Genomic DNA, 19,067 nt, shown 5'->3' on the forward strand with positions numbered 1-19,067 from the left:
TCATCGAGCGCTCCTTCAACGACCACAAGCAGTGGCGCGGGATCGCGACCCGCTACGACAAGCTCGCCACGGTCTACCGAGGAGCGGTCGTCTTACGTGCCATCACCATCTGGCTCGCGACTTAGGAGACACGCCCTAGGGGCGGAGCGCGGTTAGCGCGGGCTGCTTGACAGCCAGAAGGCCCGCAGGACCGGGTTTCCGTCGAGTTTCCGTCGAGTTCGACGAAGGGGAGCAAAAGCACTCGGGACCCGCCAGCGAGTTTCCGCTGGTCAGGCCCCGGTGGTTTGTGGAGCTGAGGGGATTCGAACCCCTGACCTTCTCCAATGGACGGGACGCTGGAATCGCTCGGACTCCCTCGTCCAATCTTGCGCCAACTCGCTCAATCTTCAAGCCTGCGGACGGATCACGTTGCCGAACACCTTGAATGGTACCTGTTTGCCCGAGACTCTCTCGGCCCTTCTCGGGCTGACTTTCTGCTGACTTTGTGGTGATCACCATCGATGGCGGCCTCGCGTTCGGCGGATCACCGTTTGCCCCGTTGGACTTGGGCTAGTGGAGTCCAGCAGAGTGGTGTACGACGGACCTGAGTGAGCGCGTGCCTCCAACGTAGGCGCGGCCACCGGGTGGATCCTTCGAGTGATCTCTCAAAACCAACTCGAAGAAGGAACACCGCGATGACCGCTGTACCCAGTATCGACCCTGCCCGCTTCCTGAACGAGCAGCTGTCCCAGGCCAGTCCTGACTTGATGCGTGATCTGCTCACCACGTTCGTCAACGCCCTGCTCGGCGCCCAGGCCGACGCCGTGTGTGGCGCCGGGTACGGCGAACGCAGCGAAGAGCGCGTCAACTCCCGCAACGGCTACCGCCACCGCGATCTCGATACCCGCGTGGGCACTCTCGACGTCGCGGTCCCCAAACTCCGCACGGGTTCGCTGTTTCCCGAGTGGCTGCTCGAACGCAGAAAGCGCGCCGAGCAGGCGCTCGTCTCGGTAGTGGCGACCTGCTACCTCCTCGGCGTCTCCACGCGTCGGATGGACAAGCTCGTCCAGACCCTCGGGATCACCGGCCTGTCGAAGTCGCAGGTCTCGGTGATGGCCAAGGAACTCGACGAGCACGTCGAGGAGTTCCGCACCCGCCGGCTCACCGACGCCGGACCGTTCACCTTCGTGGCCGCCGACGCGCTCGTGCTCAAGGTCCGTGAAGGCGGACGCGTCGTGCCGGTCCATGTGCTCGTCGCGACCGGCGTCAACGCCGACGGGCACCGCGAGATCCTCGGCGTCCAGGTCACCTCGTCCGAGGACGGCGCGGGCTGGCTGGCGTTCTTCCGCGACTTGACCGCCCGCGGCCTGTCCGGCGTCAAGCTGGTCACCAGCGACGCCCACGCCGGCCTCACCGCAGCGATCGCCGCGACCATCCCAGGCGCTGGGTGGCAGCGATGCCGCACCCACTACGCCGCGAACCTCATGTCCGCGACCCCGAAGAGCTCGTGGGGTTGGGTCAAAGCCTTGCTCCACTCGATCTACGACCAGCCCGACGCCGAGGCCGTGCACGCCCAGTTCGACCGCGTCGTCGACGCCCTGCACGAGAAGCTCCCCGCCGTGGCCGAGCACCTCGAGAACGCCCGCGCCGACATCCTCGCGTTCACCCCGTTCCCCAAGGAGATCTGGCGACAGATCTGGTCCAACAACCCCCTATCTGTTAACCGGCCCTCGAGCGACACGTTCCCGCTCGCCGCGTGAGGTCCGGGCCGGCGGCGGCCTCGCTGCCGATCCTGGGTGGTAGGCGAAGGGAGATCGGCGATGACCGTGTCCGTGACGAGGGTGGAGGGGACGCACCGGCTGGCCGGTGACTGGCCCGGGACCGAGCGAGCCAACGCGTTCCTGCAGCACCTCGATGCGCGTGCGTTCTCGCCGGCGACGGTGCGCGCCTATGCGTTCGACCTGGTCAACCTGGGCAGGTTCCTTGAGCTTCGGGCGGTCGGGGTCGGCGAGGTCGAGCCGGTCGATGTGTTCGCCTGGGTCGACTGGCAAGGCGTGCGGAAGGGGGACGCCGGCGAGGTGGTTCGGCTGGCCCGGCGAGGGTCGGCTCCCGCCACGGTCAACCGGCGGGTCGCTGCGGCCCGTGCGTTCTTCGAGTTCCTTGTCATGACTGGGGCCCGGGAGTCCAACCCGGTCCCGGCGCCGCGCCGCGGGCAGGGGCTGCGGCCCACCTCGCGGGGGCTGCTGGGCCACCTCGGCCCGGGCCGTGCGCGTGGCGGGGGACGGTTGGTCCGCGAGCCACGACGGCTCCCGGAGTCGTTGGACCTGACCGACGTGCAGGCGTTCTTGGCGGGGCTGCGGACCCACCGCGACCGGGCGATGGTTCTCGCGATGCTGCTGGGCGGGCTCCGCTCGGCCGAGGTCCGCGGCCTGCGGTTCCCCGACGTCGACCAGGGCCGCCGCCGGGTCCGAGTTGTCGGCAAGGGCGGCAAGGAACGCGTCGTGCCCATCGACGCGGCGTTCTTCGCCGAACTGTCCGGCTACCTGCGGTTCGAGCGCCCGCCAGGTGTTGCGACGCCGGAGTGCTTCGTGGTGCTGCGCGGCCCCACCACCGGCGCCCCGGTGACCGAGGCGGGGCTGCGGTCGCTGTTCCGACGACACCGCGAGGCATCCGGCTCGGTCAGGGTCCGGCCGCATCGGCTCCGGCACACCTATGGCACCGAGCTCGCCGCCGCCGGCATCGACCTGCTCGCCCTGCGGGAGCTGATGGGCCACGCCAGCCCGGAGACCACCAGCCGCTACGTCCACCTGACCACCGAGCACCTCGCCGCCGAGTACGCCGCGGCCCGCGCCACCCAAGCGGGTGCGCGATGACCGCCTCGGTCGCACGAGTCGCGACCACCGCCGACCACGACTGGCTGGGCGACTACGTGGAGCACTGCAGGGATCTCGGCTGCAGCGACCGTGCGCTACGGGATCGGCTCCGCGCCGCACGCGCTTTGCTCGCTGACCACCCCGACCTGCACGCGTGGATGGGCGAGCCGGCTGCGGACCGGCTGGTCGAGCTGCGCCGCACCAAGGCCTGGCCGCTGCTGGCCTTCCTGATCGGCACCGGGGTTCTCCGCCTCGACATCGACTTGGCGGTCTCCAAGAACCTGACTGGCCTCGGCGCCATCGTGGAATCCGCGCATCCCCACGAGTTCGCCTCGGCGCGCGCCGCCGGCCTCAAGCTGGGCTGGACCCAGGACTGGGTCGAGACCGTGCTGGGCGAATGCCTCGCGGTGATCCTCGCCTGGCACGGAGGGAGCGTCCGCGACCTGACCCGTGAGGTGACCGATGCCTTCGATGACGCGCTCGCTGGCTCGATGCGCCTGCCGCGCTCCTCGCTCAAGGCCTATCGATGCCGTCTGGCCAGCCTTCGGCAGGTGCTGTTCGAGATCGGCGTCCACGACCAGCCGCCCCGACGACGGCCGTGGTCGCGCACCCTGGAGCAGCGGTTCGCCGAGACGCCGATGGCTGAGCAGATCAGGGTCGTCCTGCTCCGCTACGTCCAGACCCGCGCCAGCGTGCTGCGACCCAAGTCGGTGGAGTCCCTGGTCAACGACCTGCTGCCGTTCGCGGAGTTCCTCACCACCCACCACCCCGAGGTCGCCACCCTCCGGTCTCTGGAGCGCAGCCACGTCGAGGAGTTCCTGGTCTGGAACCGCACCCGCCCCTGGCGCGGCCGCCGCGCCCGCCAGCAGCCGATCGGCGCAGCCGTCGCTCACTCCACCGTCCTGACCATCCGGAACCTACTCGAGGACATCGCGGCCTGGGGCTGGGCCGACGCGCCCGACCGGCGCCTGGTGTTCGCCGCCGACGTCCCCAAGCTCGACCGGCCCCTGCCACGCGCCCTCGCCCCCGACGTCGACCAGCGGCTCATGGCCGCCGTCGACGGGCTGGATGACACCTTCGCCCGCACCGGTCTCAGACTCCTCCGCGGGTGCGGCCTGCGGGTCGGCGAACTGCTCGACCTCGAGCTCGACGCCGTCATCGACTACGGCGCCACCGGGACCTGGCTGCGCGTCCCACTCGGCAAGCTCGCCACCGAGCGCGTCGTCCCCCTCGACGGGGACACCTTGCGAGCGCTGGACGCTTGGACTCAGCAACGCGGAAGCCACCGTCCGATCCCGCACCCACGAACCGGCCGGCCCACCGACTTCGTGTTCACCGAGCGAGGACGACGTCTCGGCGCTACCCGTCTGCGGAACGGGCTCACCGCCGCGACGAGCTCCGCCGGCCTGCTCGACCGAAGCGGTGAGCCGATCACCATCACCCCGCACCAGCTGCGCCACACCTATGCCACTTCCCTGGCGAACGCCGGCATGTCCCTGCAGGCCCTGATGGCGCTTCTCGGGCACGTCACCCCCGAGATGACGCTGCGCTACGCGGCTCTGGCATCGCCGACCCTTCGGGACGCCTACGACCAGGCCATGGGCAAGATGCGTCGCCAGCTCACCCTCACCCCGGTCGGACGGCACATCGTCCCGGACAAGGTGGCCTGGCTGGCCAGCGAGATGCTCAAGACCAGGGTCGCCCACGGCTACTGCTCGCGGCACGAGGCACAGGGCGCCTGCCCCTACGCCAACATCTGCGAGACCTGCGACAACTACACCCCAGCCCCCGAGTTCACCACAGCGCTCACCGACCAACTCGACGACGTCCACGCCCTCCACGTCGACGCCCAAGCCCGCGGGTGGACCAGCGAGGCCGAACGCCACTCCACCGTCGCAGCCGCACTTCAGGGCCACCTCGACCGGCTCCTACATCAGTAGCGCAAGCCACACAGGCTTGCCCCGGCCGCGAGGGCCGGATAAAAGAACGCCTCAACCGAGAGATCCGCCGCCGCACCGACGTCGTCGGGATCTTCCCCAACCGAGCCAGCATCATCCGCCTCGTTGGAGCCGTCCTGGCCGAGCAGCACGACGAATGGGTCGAGGGCCGCCGCTACCTCGGACTCGACGTCCTCGCCCGCGCCCAAGCCGTCGACACGACACCCGTCATCGAGGAGGTGACCGAACCCGAACTCCAGGCCCTCACGGCCTGACCAACACGCCCATCCGAAGGATCAACTTCGTACACCACGCCACGGGACTTGACCCTTGGGCTGGCCTCTCAGAACCATCGCTCCGCTTGCACAGCGCGGCGCGATCTGCCAAGCGCACACCGAGCCGTGGACTTCCTGCAAGGTTCTTCCGCCCGGCTGGCTGGCGGGTCGTCCCGTCGTCGACGTGCTAGACGCTCTCACCGTCGGTCAAGGCGGTCCAGAAGTAGTCCAGCACGTGCCGAAGCGCGCAGAGGCGCTCGCCCGGTTGGAGCCGGATGTCCCGGAACTTGATGTCGTCGTCCTAGAACAAGAGCTGGCTGCCGACGTCGTAGTAGAAAGCGTTGGCGCGGAAGTCGGACACGATCTCCGCGCTCCAGCCCTCGACGTTCTCGGCGATCACGACGCTGGCGAGAGCCGTCGGGCCGGAAGCGTCGCGTCGCGGCCTGGGGTGAGCACGGCCACAACCCTGCCTGGGCCGATGCATCCGGTCCAATACATCTTCCGGCTTCGGCGATAACCCCTTCTTATGGCTTCCCGCGGCTTAACGTCACGCTCCGGCAGCTCGAGTTCGCGGTCGAGATCGCCGAGACGGATCCTTCTCGCGCGCCGCCGAGGCGCAGCGCATCTCCCAGCCGGCGCTGTCCCAGCAAGTCCGCACGATCGAGAGCGAGTTCGGCTCGCCGGTCTTCAAGCGGCTCTCCAACGGCGTTCGGCTCACCCAGGCCGGCGAGGCGACACTCCCCCACGCGCGCGCGGCGATCGCCTCCGCGCGCAGGGGTTTCCGCGCCTTCCACGAGGTCGGCGGTCGGTGCTGGTCCGGCCGGGGAGCTCGAGCTCGCCACCGTGATGTCCATCGCCGTCGGCGTCCTGCAGCCGCTCGCCCGCTGGCACGCCGAGATCCCGCAGATCTCGGTGCGGGTCTCGGAGTTCGCGCACCGCCGGCAGCTCGAGGACTTCACCGCCGCGGGTACCGCCGAACTGGCGGTCGGACCCACGCCGGTCGCGTGTTCCGGCCCAAACTTGCCCATCGGTCAGGAACGCTTCGTGATCGTCACGACTCCCAAGGACCCCCTCGTGCGCGTGATCCGGCCCTACGCCCACGGCGCCCTCGCCGGAGCGCCCCGTTCGGCGGGGACGGCGGGGCTGCACACGCTGGATGGTCGGGGGTGGGTGCTGTTCGATCGATCTCACGGCCTGACCGACCTCATCGAGGCTCACCTGCGGGAAGCGGGGATGGCGCCGCCTCGAGCGACCGTGCGAACGACGCAGTTCCTGACGGCCGCCTCGCTGGCCAGCAGCGGGATGGGCCCCGCCCTGCTCCCCGCGAACGTCGTCCCGGACCACCTCGACGTGGTCCAGCGCGAACCGTGGCCACCACTCCGGCGGTCCGCTCAGCGTGTACAGCCGCTCGGAGCCGTCCGAGCTCGCTTGCCGGTTCGTCGACCTGGTGCGCACCACCGCCCCGATGCTGGAAGGGCCGCAGCCGGGGCAGCGCTCGTCCCGGGCGCGGACGACACGTTCCCGCCATCGCGCGAGTCAGCGTGGTGGGAGGTCTAGGTGCCGCTCCAGGGTGCCGATGACGGTGTCGGCACATACCTGACGGCCGGCTCGCGGCCCCAACGTCTCCTCCAGCCGCGCCGCGAGCGCGGCGAGGTCCGCGGGTCGCTCCAGGCCGCCGACCCAGGGCAGGGTATCGGGATGGACCAGCGCTCCGGAGAGCACGGGATCCACCGCGTCCACGAGGTCGCGCATGAAGTCCAGGCCGAGCGCGACGCGCTCCGACCCGACCAGGGAGACCGCGTGCTGGACGTGGGCGAGGAACGAGTCCACGGTGGGGGCGTCGGACAGGAACGGGCCGAACCCGTTGACGGCGACGAAGCCGCCGCTGTCGGCCACCGCCCGGATCTGCTCGTCGGTGAGGTTGCGCGGATGTGGCTGCAGGGCCCGGCAGGAGGAGTGGCTCGCGACGAAGGGCCTGGTCGCGACCGACGCCAGGTGCCAGAAGCCGGTCTCCGAGAGGTGGCTGACGTCGACAAGCATGCCGAGGCGCTCCATCTCGGCGACCGCCTCGAGGCCGAGGGTCGTCAGTCGGCCGCCGGCGTCCTGCTCACCGACCCCGTCGGCCATCATCGTGCGGCGGTTCCAGGTCATCGAGGCGATCCGGACGCCGAGGCGGTGGAAGGTGTCGAGCAGCTCGAGGGAGTGGCCCACCGGCTCACAGCCCTCGAGGGCGAGGACGAGCGCGATGCGGCCGCTCTCGATCGTGGGCCGGATCTGGTCGCCCCGCTCGCAGATCGCCACGTCGGCGGCGTGCACGTCGGCCAGGCGGCGGGCCTCCTCGAGCACCTGCAGGCTCCGGCGCAGCGCGCCCTCCCCCACGTGCTGCTCCTCGGTGAAGACCGGGAGCACCTGGAGGGCCACGCCGCCGGCCCGCAGCTGTGGTAGCCAGAAGTCCCCGAACGGGTCGGCCAGACCCCGCTCACGCTGGTGCAGGACACCCAGCAGCAGGTCGTTGTGGCAGTCCGCCACCGGCAGCGTCGGCACCGCCATCAGGAGGCGGCGCCCGCGCTGCTCGCCTCGCGGCGGCGAGCCAGCTGGGCCAGGGAGACGGCGATGACCAGCGCGCCGCCGTAGAAGAGCTGCTGCACGAAGCTCTCCGCTCCCAGGAGCTGGAGCCCGGTGATGCCGGTGGCGAGGAAGTAGACGGCGATGAACGCGCCCCAGGCGTTGAAGCGGCCCGGGATCACGGTGGTCGCGCCGAGGAAGACCGCGGCGAACGCCGGCAGGAGGAACGAGGTGCCCGAGCTCGGGTCCGCCGAGCCGGTGGTGCCGGCGTACAGGGTGCCCGCCACGCCGGCCAGGCCGGCCGACGCCACCAGGGCACCCATGCGGACCCGGGGGACCGCGATGCCGCTCAGGCGGGCGACGTCGCGGCCCCGGCCGATGAAGAGCATGCGCATCCCGAGCGCGGTGTGCTGCAGCAAGTACCAGAGCACGACGCAGAGCGCGAGGCCGTAGTAGAACGCCGCCGGGACGCTGAACAGCTTGTAGCCGATGACCAGGTCGACCAGCGAGGTCGAGATGCCGCTGACCGTCGTGGAGTCGCTGATCCAGAGGACCAGGCCCTGGATCACGGTCCCCGTGCCGAGCGTGACGATCAGCGAGTCGACCCCGAAGATCACGATCACGGCGCCGTTCACCAACCCGGCCAGCAGGGCCGCCAGGAGGCCCGCCGCGATGGCGGCGCCGATCGACCATCCGTGGTTGACGTTCAAGATGCCGATCACCATGGCGGTGAGGGTGGCGACGGACGCGACCGACATGTCGTAGTCGCCGCACACCAGCGGCAGCACCAGGCACAGCGTCAGCACCAGCGGGACCGCCTGCGATCCCAGGATGTTCGAGACGCTCGCCGTGCTCAGGAACGTGTCCGGCAGCAGCACGGCGAAGACGACGAAGACGACGAGCCAGGCCACGGGCAGGGCGCCGGCCTCGATGCGTGAGGTCCAGCGACGAGCGCCCGGCCGGGTCGGCGCGACGGCGTCCGTGCCGTTACCGGTAGTTGTACCCACTGACATGTCGACTCTCTTCACGGGCGGTGATGGGGGGGATCAGGCGTCGGAGGCGGCGCGGGGCGACCTGACCACCGCGTCGGCGAACAGCATCTCGGTCAGGCCGGCCTTGGTGACGGCCTCACCGTGCACCTCGTCCGTGACGACACCGCGCCGCATGAGCAGCACGCGGTTGCAGATCTGGGCCAGCTGGTCGAGATCGGAGCTCGAGCACACCACCGCGCAGCCCTGCCGGGCGGCCTCGGCGATGAGGGTGAAGATCTGCTCGCGCGCCCCGACGTCGACACCCTGCGTGGGCTCGCTGAGCAGCAGGACCTTGGGGCCGGTCACCAGCCACTTGGCCATCATCGCCTTCTGCTGGTTGCCGCCGCTGAGGGAGGCGTAGGCGAGCGCCGGCTCGGGCGGACGTACGTCGAGGTCGCGGAGCAGCCGGCCCGCGTGCCGCTCGAGCCTCCGGCCGGTCAGGGCGAAGGGACCGCCACCCTTGCGCAGCGAGAGCAGCGCGACGTTCTCCCCCACGGTCAGGCTCGGGGCACTGCCCTGGACCGCACGGTCACTGGGGAGGTAGGCGACGCCGGCCTTGATCGCCGCGGCCGGCGAGAGCCGGCGCGCCTCGAGCGCGAGGTCGTCGATCGCGACCGACCCGCCGCTCGCCCGCAGCGCCCCGAAGAGCAGCTGGGTCACCTCGTCGAACCCGGACCCGATCACGCCGGTGACGCCGACGACCTCACCCGGGTGCACGCTCAGGTCCAGGTGCTGCACCGCCCCGCCGCGCAGCGCGCTCACCTGGAGCCGCGGCCGCTCCTGACTCGCGCGGACGGGCGCGGAGCCGGCGCTCAACACGGAGACCGCCCGGCCCACGATCAACCGCACGAGATCCCCGCGCGCCAGCGAGGCGGTGTCCTCGCTGCCGACCAGCTGGCCGTCGCGCAGCACGCTGACGCGGTCCGTCACCGTCAGGACCTCGTCGAGGTCGTGCGACACGAACAGGACGCCCGTGCCCTGCGCGGCCACCGCCCGCATCAGCGCGATCAGCTCGCCGACCTCGCTGTGCGGCAGGAAGGCGGTCGGCTCGTCGAGCACCAGCAGCCCCCGACCCGCGCCGGCCACGTCACCGTCATCGTCACCGAGGTGGCTGACGGCGCGGGCGATCGCCAGCTTGGCCCGGTCCAGGCGCGAGATGTCCCGCACGAGCGTGTCCGGGCGCAGCGAGATCCCGAACCGGTCGAACTGCGCGGTGGCGCGAGCGAGCTCGGCGCGCCGCCGCCGGGGCCGGATGCCCGGCCCCGTCGCGACGTCGTCGGCGAGCAGGTTCTCGAGCACCGTCAACGACGGCAGCAGCGCCAGGTCCTGGTGGACGAACCGCAGCCGGTGCTTGCGCCGATCCGTGGCGGACAGCGGCAGGTCGACCGACACGCCGTCGAGCTCGATCGACCCCTCGTCCGGGGTGTGGAACCCGGCGAGGATCTTGATCAGCGTCGACTTGCCCGACCCGTTCTGGCCGAGCAGCCCGTGGACCTCACCGCGGCGCACGGTGAGGTCGACGTCCTGGAGCACCCGGGTGAGGCCGAACGTCTTGCCGACGCCCCTCATCCGGAGGACCGGGCGGGCCGGATCGGTCACCCGAGACCCCAGACCTCGAGGTACTGGGCCTCCAGGTCGTCCCCGTAGCCCTTGTTCACCTCCGGCGGGGTACCGGCCTCGTCGATGTTGGTGGTGTCGAAGATCCGCACCGGCACGATGTCGGCCACCTGCGAGGGCTCCATGCCGGCCATCAGCCGGAAGGCGTTGTCCATCGCGGCGAACCCGGCACCCTCGAGGGACTCCCCGACGTCCATGGTCACGATGTCGCCGTCCTGGATCATCTTGAGCACGGCAGGGGTGCCGTTGAAGGTGACGACCTTGACCTGGCCCTGCTTGCCGGCCGCGGTGATGGCGGCGACGGCGTAGCTGGCCATGTTGTCGTAGAGCGGCACGACGTAGTCGATGTCGGGGTTGCGCACGAGCTCGGACTGCACGGTCGACTGCACCGAGGTCGTCCACTTGCTGATCGGCACGTTGGCGAACGTCGCCTCGCAGGAGGGGCAGGCGGTCGCGATCTCGTCCTTGAAGGCGGCCTCCTGGCCCGGGCTCGGGCCCGCGTCGTTCGACGTCACCACCAGGATCTTCGCGGCACCCTCGGAGTCGACGGCGATCCAGTCGGCGTCCAGGCGCGTGGCGGTCTGGTACGGCGCGGCCACGATGGCGTCCACGCCGTCGACACAGTCCACGCTGAGCCCGGAGCAGTCGGGTGCGAACTGGGCCGAGGTGTCCCAGAACATGCTCACCACGACCTTGATGCCCCGGTCCCGGGCCTCCTTGATCTGCGGCTCCAGCGCGCGGGGGTCGGTGCCGCCGCTGAGGATGATGACGTCGACGCCCTTCGCGATCGCCTGGTTCATGCCGGCGACCCACTGGTTGGGCTGGCCCTCGTTGGTGTAGACCTCGAAGTCGACGTCCGCGAGCTTCGCGACCCGCTCCATCGCCGCGTTGATCTGGATATTGTAGTCGTTGGTCGTCAGCAGCGGGATGACGAAGACGCTCTTGCCGGCCAGGCTCGCGACGTCCACCGCGGGACCCGGCGAGACGAACTCCGGAACCGCCTTGAACTTCTCGACCGTGTCGGTGGCGGCCTGCGAGACCTCGCCCTTCGCGGACTCGCCGCCGCCCGACGCCGGGTCGCCCGGCTTGGAGCAGGCCGCCAGGACGAGGGGCAGCAGGAGCGCGGCGACCGCGAGCCGCCGCGGCCGCACGCCCGGTGCAGACCGGATCTGCTTCTTCATCGTTTGCGTTCCTCCACTGTCATCCGCGGCGACTGCCGGTGGCCGGCACCCCACTGGTGCTGCGACTACCTCATGGTCCCAACGTCGGATCCTCGGACATATGTGCACATCGCTCGGTCGCGCCTCAAGGGCAAGGCCACCTGCACACGGATCGCCCCCCGGACCGGCGGCCGGATGCAATAATGCGGGCATGAGCCCTCCGGCTTCCCGGACCCTGCGCGCGGCCGACCTCGAGGCACTAGCGGTCGGCCTGTGCCTGCTGGGCTCGGGCGGCGCCGGCGACCCGCAGCCCTTCGCCTCCGTGCTGCGCTCGCAGCTCGGGGACGGCGAGCTGGTGCTGCACGCACCCGGCGGCCTCGGGGGCGCGAGCGTCGTGCCGGTGGGGATGGTGGGGGCCACCAGCGTGTTCACCGAGAAGCTCCCCAGCGGCGGTGAGTTCGGCGCGGCCGTCGCCGCGACCGGACGGTGGACCGGCGCGGCCCCGGACGCGGTGATGGGGATCGAGACAGCCGGCCTGAACGGCGTCACCGCGCTGGTGGCCACGCTGCGCCTGGGGCTGCCGTACGTCGACGCGGACCTGGCCGGACGCGGGCTGCCCCGGCTCGACCAGCTGACCTGGGTGACCGCGCAGCTGCCCCTGACCCCGTGCGCCCTCGCGTTCCCGGGCGGTCACACCTTGCTCGTCGACAGCGCCTCCGCCACCGAGGTGGAGAGGACGATCCGGGCCGCGCTGGCGGGAACCGGCGGCTGGGCGGCCCTCGCGCTCCCGCCGAGCCCCGCCGCCCTGCTGGACGAGACGGCCTGCGTGGGAACCCTGGGCCGGGCGCTCGAGCTCGGGCGCGCCCACGGCTCGCTGCGCGTGCTGGCGGACGCCGCGGAGGTCGCGGAGGTGCTGGGGGGCGAGGTCCTCGGTGAGGGCCGCGTGTACGACGTGCTGCGGCACAGCGCGGGCGGCGGGCTGCAACCCGAGTCGTCGGTGACGGTCCTCGACCGGAACGGCCCCGTGCTCCGGATCGAGACGGAGAACGAGTTCTTGATGGTGCTCGTCGACGGCGAGCCCCGGGCCACGGTCCCCGACCTCATCTGCCTGCTGGACCGCCGGACGAACCGGCCACTGGCGGTCGACGCCCTCCGGCGCGGCGACGAGGTGTTCGTGGTGGTCCTGCCGGCTCCCGCGTGGTGGCTCGCACCGGGCCACCTCGACCGGGTGTCCCCGGCCGCGTTCGCCATCGACAGCCCGCCCCTGCTCCTGGGCGGTCGGCCGTGAGCGCCGCCTCGCCCGTCCCGCTCGTCGCCCTGCTGGCCCACGCCGACTGGCGACAGGTGAGCGTGCTCGCGGCACCGCCGGCGCCGACGCTGACGGTCGGCGGGGTCGCGATGGTGGCCGACATCCGCGGTCGGGCGGCCGACCTCGAGGGGAAGCTGCTGACCGTGCTGCAGCCGCCGCTGCGCGACGACTGGCACATCGACGTCCTGATCCAGACGGCCGCCGCCGGCCGTGCCTCGGCCCTGCTGATCGGCGACTCGTCCCCGCTCTCGCAGCCGTCGTCAGCCCTGGCCGCGCGCGTCGGCCTGACCGTGCTCGGGGCGGACGACCCCCTGGCCGCCGCCCTGTCCGCACGGAGGCTGGTCGCCGAGGTAGAGCTGCACGTGTCCGACACCGTGCTGCGGGTGACGGCCGCGGCCGCCCGGTCCGGAGAGGGGGTCGAGGACGTGATGAAGGCCGTCGGCTCGGTCCTGCACCGGCCCCTGGCCCTGCTGGCCCCCGGCGGCGACACCCTCCTGGGCTGCGACGTGGTCGCGGAGGAGGACCGCGAGGCCGTGGCCGGGACGCTCACCGCGGCGGCGGCCCGCTACCGCGTCACCCAGCGGGTCGAGCTCTCCGGCTCGGCGCTGTTGATCGCCCACCCGGTGCCGCCGACGACGGCGCGGGACGCCACGGTGTGGCTGGTCACCCGGCTCCCCCACGACCTGCCCGCCGAGAGCGCCGCCGCGAGTGCGGCCCTCTCCGTGGCCGCGGCGGTGATCGGCCAGCGCGCCAGCCTGCGCCGGCTGGCCGTCGAGCGGGACGCCCGGGCCCGCGCCTCGCTGCTGGGCGAGCTGCTCAATGCCCCCGACGACGTGGCACCCACCACCCGGCGTCGCGCGCTCGAGGCCGGGTGGCGCCTGGACGGCTGGCACCTCGGCATCCGGATCGACACCGGCCCCGAGGTCGACCCCGTGGCCCAGCGTCCCGAGGTGGTCGGCGCGCTCCAGGCGGAGGGGATGGACGCCGTCGTCGTGGAGCAGGGCGACGGGTGGTCGGCCTGGATCACGTTCGAGGACGAGCCGCGCGGCGCCGACGTCGAGGCGCGAGCGGGCCAGATCCGCAGCGCGCAGCGCCGGCTCGCGGCGACCACCGCGACCGCCGTGGGCGTCGGTCGCTACCACGCGGGCCCGCGGGGCGTCGCGCGGACCCTGGGCGAGGCCGGGGAGGCGGCGCGGCTGGCGGCCGGCCGCGTCGCCAGCGGGCGGTTCCTGCACGTGGACCGCCTGGGTCTCGGCCAGACGCTCCTGGCCTGGACCCGGACCGACACCTTCCAGCCAGCGGCCCGGTCCCTCCTCGCGCCGCTGGAGGGACAGCCGGGCGACCTGCTGCACACGCTCACGACGTACCTCGACGAGGAGTCGTCGGTCTCCGAGACCGCCGCGATCCTGGGCATCCACCGCAACACGGTCGCGCAGCGGCTGGCCCGCATCCGGTCCCTGCTCGCCGTCGACCTCGCCGACCCCTCCGAACGGCTGGCGCTGCACCTCGCCTGCCGGACGATCTGGATCCCGCCCTCAGACGTGGGCTAGGAGGACGCCCTCCGAGGGGGTGCCGTCGAACCGGATCGGGTCCACGTCGTAGCCGAAGTAGCGGGGCCCGACCAGCTCGATGCCCGCCGGCGTGTGCCACCGCTCGTCCATCGGAGCGGCGACGACCGCGACCCGGTGGCCGAAGCGCAGGGTCTCGGTCGTGATCGGCTCACCGGTCTCGGCGTCGACGACGACGATGAGGTCCGGCGTCGTGACGAGCACCTCGCCGTCGAGCTCGGCGATGAGGTGCTCGTTCTGGAACTTCAGGACCAGCTGGCTCCCGGCGGCGGCGTCCAGCCCGGTGACGACGGCCTCCCCGCGGGCGAACCCGGCAACGGTACGACGGGTGACGTCGACGACCTTCCCGGTGTGGATCAGCTTCCCGCGCAGGGCGCCGACCAGCGCCTCCACCGGGTCCTGGTTGACCGCCCGCGCGCTCTCGATGGCCGAACCGATCGAGAGGCAGAGGCTGAGCGTGCCGGGCACGAAGCAGTCGCGCACCTCGCTCCCGGACATCGCGTAGAGCGAGACGATCGGGGCGCAGCCCATGTCGATGGTCGCGGACCTGGCCAGTCGCTCGGCCCAGTTGTTGTCGATCGTGTCGAAGACGCCCTTGTTGTTCTTGTCGTCGACGATCGACATCGGGGTCGCCGAGACGCCGGACATGGTGGGCAGCACCATCTGGAGCTCCGGGAAGGCGCGGCCCATGGCGTCGCCGTCGATCAGCGGCAGCCCGAGGCGGGCGGCCGCGACGAACGGCACCATGGAGTTCACCCCGCCCGCCTCCATGCAGGCGACGTGGGTGGGCGTGCGGCCCAGGTAGCGGGCGAGCGTCTCCAGCGCCAGGGAGATCTGGCCGGCCGACGGGATCTTCTCGACCATCACCGTCGGCGCACCCATCATCGCGATGGGCAGCACGCAGGCGGCCGCGGGCACCTCGTCGGGGGAGACGATCTCGACGTCGCCGAGCTCGCGCATGGCGCTCGCGGCGAGCAGCCGCCCGATGTGGGGGTCACCGCCGCCGCCGCCGCCCAGCACGGCCGCGCCGCGGGCCATCGGGATCAGGTCGGTCGGGGTCACGCGCATGCTCATCGCTCCATCCAGAGGTCACCGACCGCCTTGCAGCGGATCCGGGTGGCGTTGCCGGGCAGGTAGGGGATCGGGACCTCGTCGAAGTCGGCGATCGAGACCGTCTCCGGATCGGCGCCGGCCGCGACGGCGCGGTCCGTGGCCTCCTGCCGGGCCTCGTCACAGATCGCGTCGCGCTGCCCGGGCGCGATGGAGTAGATCCGGTCGACCATGCCGCCGACCTGGGCGATCGCGGCCCCGATCGCGTTGGCGACGGAGAAGTGCTCGGGACGGTGGACGTCGCCGCAGCCCTCCAGCTGGTCGGGAAGCAGGATCGAGCCGCCTCCGACGGCGACCACGGGCAGGGCGTCCGCCGAGGTGCGCATCCGCTCGACCGCGTCGGCGACGTCGCTGCCGATCCGGGCGAGCGCCGCCTCGATCGTGGCGCGGTCGAGGTGCGCCACGAGCGAGCGGTCACCGATGTCGGCGCGTCCGGACGCAACCGCGATGTCGGTGGCCGTGAGGGTGCTGCCGCCGAAGACCAGGGACTCCTGGGTCAGGCGGTAGCCCACGGAGTCGGGGCCCACGGTCACGCCGGCCTCGTTGCCGCGCACCAGGCTGCCGCCGCCGATGCCGATGCTCAGCACGTCCGGCATCCGGAAGTTCGTGCGCACCCCCGCCACGGTGACCTCGGTGGTCGCCTCGCGCGGGAAGCCGTTGGTCAGGACCCCGACGTCGCTCGTCGTTCCACCGACGTCGACGACGGCGCAGTCCTTGAGCCCGGAGAGGATGGCGGCGCCGCGCATGGAGTTGGTGGGCCCGGACGCGAAGGTCGCCACCGGGTAGCGGCGGGCGAAGTCCATGTCCATCAGCGTGCCGTCGTTCTGGCTGAGGTAGAGCGGCGAGTCGATGCCGAGGCTCGCGAGCGTGCCGGCGAGCCCGTCCACGATGCCCAGCGCGAGCTCGCGCAGGGCCGCGTTGATGATCGTGGCGTTCTCGCGCTCGAGCAGCCCGACGCGACCGATCTCGTGGGACATCGAGACGGCCATCTCCGGCCCGGCCTCCTCGGCGACGATCTCCGCGGCCCGCAGCTCGAACTCGGAGTTGATCGGGGAGAACACCGACGAGATCGCCAGCGAGCGGATGCCGTGCGCGACCATGTCCTGGACGTGCCGGCGCAGCTCGTCCTCGTCGAGCTCCGCGATGTGCCGCCCGTCGAACTCGTGGCCACCGTGCGCCAGGTACGCGCGCCCGCCGATGGCCTCCACCAGCCGCTCCGGCCAGTCGACCAGCGGCGGCAGCGAGCTGGTCGCGGGCAGCCCCAACCGCAGCACCGCCGTGGGGGCCAGGTGCCGGGCCTCGACGAGCGCGTTGATGAAGTGCGTGGTGCCGATCATCACGGCCCGGATGTCCTCCGGCGCGAACGGACGCTGCTCCCGCAGGCTCTCGAGGGTCGCCTTGATACCCGAGGAGACGTCGGGCTGGGTCGCCGACTTCACCGCCCCCATCACCTGGTGACCGTCCATCAGGACGGCGTCGGTGTTAGTGCCTCCCACATCGATCCCGATGCGCATGTGCTGGTGCCTTCCGAACTCAGAGGATGTGGAGCCGAACGTCGCGAGTGCCGCTGCGGGCGAACTCACATGCGGCGTTCCTTGGGGGGCGGCGGCATGTACGTCGCGCGGCTAGGGCGGACCCCGAGGCGGATCTGCGACTCCAGCCAGAGGATGGCAGCGCCCGTCGGGTCGATGACGGGCACGAACGCCCCGTCGGACTCCAGCCGGGCCTGCACCGCGGCGGCGACACCGATCATCCCGGTGCAGCCCAGCACGATCACGTCCGCCTCGCCGCTGTCCACGACGGAGCGGGCCTCGGTGTAAAGACGCTCCAGCAGGACCTCGTGGGCGTCGAGGGCGAGCACGGGAAGGTCGACGACGCGCACCGAGTTGCACCGGTCGGTCAGCCCGTAGCGGCGCACGAGGCCGCGGATCATGGGCACCACGTTGTCCAGCACGGTGATGACACCGACGGACTCGCCGAGGGACAGGGCATTCAGCATGGCCGGCTCGAAGCCGCCCACCACCGGGACGTCCACGATCTCCCGGGCCGCGTGGACCGCGGGGTCACCGAAGCAGGTGACGAATACGCCCTCCGCGCCCCGCTCGACCGCCCGCTCGACCTGCTCGAGGATTCCCGGGCCGGCCAGCGCCTCGTCGTATTCGGACTCGATGGAGGCGACGCCCCGTTCGACCTTGACGACGTCGATCTCGGTGTCCAGGCCCGCCCACTGGGCGACCTCCTTGCGAACGCCGTCGGCGAATTCCTCGCCGAGCAACGGGCTGACGACAGTGAGCTTCATGGACGCACCTCCCAGGAGTGGTTGCGCCCATCGTGCGCGTCCGACGGTCCGGACGGCCATGTGCAAAGTGCCAACTCTTGAGGCTATGGGGCGGCTCGTTGCACATACGGGCGCCGCCGGACGCTCTTCCTCGGATCGGGCTGGTCCTGGGCCGCACCAGGTAGGTCTGTCGTGGAGCCTCAGGTCGTCCGGGCGCGCGCGCCCGCGAGGCCACGGTCATCGGACTTTCTTCGACCGCGCGTCCCGACCGACAGCCAGCAGAATGAGGCGAGCCGGCCCTGCACTATCTGCTCGTAGGTGGAGTCGAGTCCCAGCAGCGTGAAGCCGTTGTTGATCATCGTCACAAAAGAGCACCCCCAGAGCCGTGCGCCAGATGGCGCCGACGCCCCCCATGATGGTGGTGCCGCCGACCACGATCCCGGCGTGACGATGAAGAGCAGGCCGTCGCCCCCGGAGTCGGACTGTCCCGTGCCCACGCGAGAGGACATGGGCACCCCGGCAAGGCCCGCGGACAGGCCGCTAAGCACGTAGGTGACGGTGCGGACCCGGTGCACCAAGATCCCCGAGAGCCAGGCCGCGTCCTCGTTCCCACCCGTGGCGAGGAGTTGACGGTGTAGGTCGTCCGGTTTAGGAGGAAGGCACAGAAGGCGAGGACGATGACCATGGTGATGACGCCGAGGGTCACCCTGCCGATCTGCTTGCGCCCGTACGCCTGCCACGCGGGATCGCTGGCGACGACGACGTTGCCTCCGGAGGTGATGATGGCCACGACCACGACGGAAAGGCGAACGTCGCGCCGGTCGAGAGGTCAATCCCGCCGCCGATGCGCACGAGGGTGCCTGCGGCCGCCACGATCAGGATGTAGGACTGCTGGTCCAGCAGGTTGAGGAGGTTCGTCGTGCTGAAGAAGGTCTCGTTGCTCACGGCCAGGACAATGAACAGCACCGAGAAGCTGGCCACGATGCCGTAGTCACGCGACACGTTCAGGGCGCGGCCGAGCGAACGAGATGTCCCGGCACGTCGAGATCACCACGGCGATCGGACGAAGGTCTTCTTCTGTGACGCCGCCAGCCCTTGCCAACGGGGCTCGAACGAGAACGCCAAGTCGGATCGGCCCCACTTTCGAGCGACAATGGCGATTGACAGCAGCTACAGAGCGTGCGTTGACCTGCGACGAGCGCGGACTCTCCTCGCTCCGGCCACACCTAGGGCGTGTCTCCTAAGTCGCGAGCCAGATGGTGATGGCACGTAAGACGACCGCTCCTCGGTAGACCGTGGCGAGCTTGTCGTAGCGGGTCGCGATCCCGCGCCACTGCTTGTGGTCGTTGAAGGAGCGCTCGATGA

13 protein-coding genes and 5 pseudogenes are annotated in these 19,067 nt (G+C 71.3%); 8 read left to right on the top strand and 10 right to left on the bottom strand.

All coding sequences use genetic code 11. The annotated features are described in order from the left end of the window. Positions 1-674: 674 nt before the first annotated feature. From ACILRH_RS23260 to ACILRH_RS23285, 6 genes and pseudogenes are all read left to right on the top strand, one after another. Positions 675-1,691: pseudogene (locus tag ACILRH_RS23260) on the top strand (IS256 family transposase); the annotation flags it as partial. 108 nt (positions 1,692-1,799) lie between these two features. After that, positions 1,800-2,852 carry a tyrosine-type recombinase/integrase gene (locus tag ACILRH_RS23265; protein WP_395696464.1) on the top strand — a complete coding sequence of 351 codons (1,053 nt, stop codon included), beginning with the start codon at positions 1,800-1,802 and terminating at the stop codon, positions 2,850-2,852. Beyond that, positions 2,849-4,792, top strand: a complete 1,944-nt coding sequence (locus tag ACILRH_RS23270) for a tyrosine-type recombinase/integrase (RefSeq protein ID WP_395696466.1) — start codon at positions 2,849-2,851, stop codon at positions 4,790-4,792. The genes ACILRH_RS23265 and ACILRH_RS23270 overlap by 4 nt, the downstream gene beginning before the upstream one ends. A 44-nt stretch (positions 4,793-4,836) precedes the next feature. Further along, positions 4,837-5,064 (top strand): annotated as a pseudogene (locus tag ACILRH_RS23275) (transposase); the annotation flags it as partial. 596 nt (positions 5,065-5,660) lie between these two features. After that, positions 5,661-5,783 (top strand): annotated as a pseudogene (locus tag ACILRH_RS23280) (LysR family transcriptional regulator); the annotation flags it as partial. Positions 5,784-5,886: 103 nt separating this feature from the next. Further along, positions 5,887-6,621: pseudogene (locus tag ACILRH_RS23285) on the top strand (LysR family transcriptional regulator substrate-binding protein); the annotation flags it as partial. Here ACILRH_RS23285 and ACILRH_RS23290 read toward each other — a convergent pair. The 4 genes from ACILRH_RS23290 to ACILRH_RS23305 are packed head-to-tail and all read right to left on the bottom strand — an operon-like array spanning position 6,601 to position 11,458. Further along, complete coding sequence (locus tag ACILRH_RS23290) at positions 6,601-7,614, bottom strand: dipeptidase (RefSeq protein WP_395696468.1); 1,014 nt, start codon at positions 7,612-7,614, stop codon at positions 6,601-6,603. The pseudogene ACILRH_RS23285 and the gene ACILRH_RS23290 sit on opposite strands and share 21 nt — an antisense overlap. Beyond that, positions 7,614-8,642: an ABC transporter permease gene (locus tag ACILRH_RS23295; protein ID WP_395696469.1), complete on the bottom strand. Its 1,029-nt coding sequence runs from the start codon at positions 8,640-8,642 to the stop codon at positions 7,614-7,616. The genes ACILRH_RS23290 and ACILRH_RS23295 overlap by 1 nt, the downstream gene beginning before the upstream one ends. 33 nt (positions 8,643-8,675) lie before the next feature. Next, entirely contained in the window at positions 8,676-10,259 is a 1,584-nt protein-coding gene (locus ACILRH_RS23300) for a sugar ABC transporter ATP-binding protein (RefSeq protein WP_395696471.1), read from the bottom strand. Beyond that, complete coding sequence (locus ACILRH_RS23305) at positions 10,256-11,458, bottom strand: sugar ABC transporter substrate-binding protein (RefSeq protein ID WP_395696473.1); 1,203 nt, start codon at positions 11,456-11,458, stop codon at positions 10,256-10,258. The genes ACILRH_RS23300 and ACILRH_RS23305 overlap by 4 nt, the downstream gene beginning before the upstream one ends. 190 nt (positions 11,459-11,648) lie before the next feature. On the opposite strand from ACILRH_RS23305, the gene ACILRH_RS23310 reads away from it, so the two are divergent. Both ACILRH_RS23310 and ACILRH_RS23315 read left to right on the top strand, forming a co-directional pair. After that, entirely contained in the window at positions 11,649-12,725 is a 1,077-nt protein-coding gene (locus ACILRH_RS23310; RefSeq protein ID WP_395696475.1) for a DUF917 domain-containing protein, read from the top strand. After that, on the top strand, positions 12,722-14,296 hold the full coding sequence (locus ACILRH_RS23315; protein ID WP_395696476.1) for a PucR family transcriptional regulator: 1,575 nt from the start codon (positions 12,722-12,724) through the stop codon (positions 14,294-14,296). The genes ACILRH_RS23310 and ACILRH_RS23315 overlap by 4 nt, the downstream gene beginning before the upstream one ends. On the opposite strand, the gene ACILRH_RS23320 is transcribed toward ACILRH_RS23315, so the two are convergent. The 6 genes and pseudogenes from ACILRH_RS23320 to ACILRH_RS23345 all read right to left on the bottom strand — a co-directional run bounded on the left by ACILRH_RS23320 (position 14,282) and on the right by ACILRH_RS23345 (position 18,683). After that, a complete protein-coding gene (locus ACILRH_RS23320) occupies positions 14,282-15,388 on the bottom strand; it encodes a DUF917 domain-containing protein (protein WP_395696478.1) in 1,107 nt (368 codons plus the stop codon). The genes ACILRH_RS23315 and ACILRH_RS23320 overlap by 15 nt on opposite strands. Beyond that, positions 15,385-16,938 (bottom strand): hydantoinase/oxoprolinase N-terminal domain-containing protein, encoded by a 1,554-nt coding sequence (locus ACILRH_RS23325; RefSeq protein ID WP_395696479.1) that lies wholly within the window; start codon positions 16,936-16,938, stop codon positions 15,385-15,387. The genes ACILRH_RS23320 and ACILRH_RS23325 overlap by 4 nt, the downstream gene beginning before the upstream one ends. A 65-nt stretch (positions 16,939-17,003) precedes the next feature. Beyond that, entirely contained in the window at positions 17,004-17,723 is a 720-nt protein-coding gene (locus ACILRH_RS23330; RefSeq protein ID WP_395696481.1) for an aspartate/glutamate racemase family protein, read from the bottom strand. Between the two features lie 179 nt (positions 17,724-17,902). Beyond that, positions 17,903-18,067 carry a hypothetical protein gene (locus tag ACILRH_RS23335; RefSeq protein WP_395696485.1) on the bottom strand — a complete coding sequence of 55 codons (165 nt, stop codon included), beginning with the start codon at positions 18,065-18,067 and terminating at the stop codon, positions 17,903-17,905. Positions 18,068-18,166: 99 nt separating this feature from the next. Further along, positions 18,167-18,442 (bottom strand): annotated as a pseudogene (locus tag ACILRH_RS23340) (ABC transporter permease subunit); the annotation flags it as partial. Next, positions 18,405-18,683 carry a hypothetical protein gene (locus ACILRH_RS23345; RefSeq protein ID WP_395696483.1) on the bottom strand — a complete coding sequence of 93 codons (279 nt, stop codon included), beginning with the start codon at positions 18,681-18,683 and terminating at the stop codon, positions 18,405-18,407. The gene ACILRH_RS23345 and the pseudogene ACILRH_RS23340, both read right to left, overlap by 38 nt. Between the last annotated feature and the right edge of the window lie 384 nt (positions 18,684-19,067).

This window comes from Nocardioides sp. (assembly GCF_044226765.1).
Classification (GTDB): Bacteria; Actinomycetota; Actinomycetes; order Propionibacteriales; family Nocardioidaceae; genus Nocardioides.

Excerpts from the sequence above, each read along its gene's own strand:
- ACILRH_RS23305 (WP_395696473.1), bottom strand. The coding sequence starts at position 11,458 with ATGAAGAAGCAGATCCGGTCTGCACCGGGCGTGCGGCCGCGGCGGCTC.
- ACILRH_RS23290 (WP_395696468.1), bottom strand. The coding sequence starts at position 7,614 with ATGGCGGTGCCGACGCTGCCGGTGGCGGACTGCCACAACGACCTGCTG.
- ACILRH_RS23330 (WP_395696481.1), bottom strand. The coding sequence starts at position 17,723 with ATGAAGCTCACTGTCGTCAGCCCGTTGCTCGGCGAGGAATTCGCCGAC.
- ACILRH_RS23270 (WP_395696466.1), top strand. The coding sequence starts at position 2,849 with ATGACCGCCTCGGTCGCACGAGTCGCGACCACCGCCGACCACGACTGG.
- ACILRH_RS23295 (WP_395696469.1), bottom strand. The coding sequence starts at position 8,642 with ATGTCAGTGGGTACAACTACCGGTAACGGCACGGACGCCGTCGCGCCG.
- ACILRH_RS23310 (WP_395696475.1), top strand. The coding sequence starts at position 11,649 with ATGAGCCCTCCGGCTTCCCGGACCCTGCGCGCGGCCGACCTCGAGGCA.
- ACILRH_RS23325 (WP_395696479.1), bottom strand. The coding sequence starts at position 16,938 with ATGCGCATCGGGATCGATGTGGGAGGCACTAACACCGACGCCGTCCTG.
- ACILRH_RS23320 (WP_395696478.1), bottom strand. The coding sequence starts at position 15,388 with ATGAGCATGCGCGTGACCCCGACCGACCTGATCCCGATGGCCCGCGGC.
- ACILRH_RS23265 (WP_395696464.1), top strand. The coding sequence starts at position 1,800 with ATGACCGTGTCCGTGACGAGGGTGGAGGGGACGCACCGGCTGGCCGGT.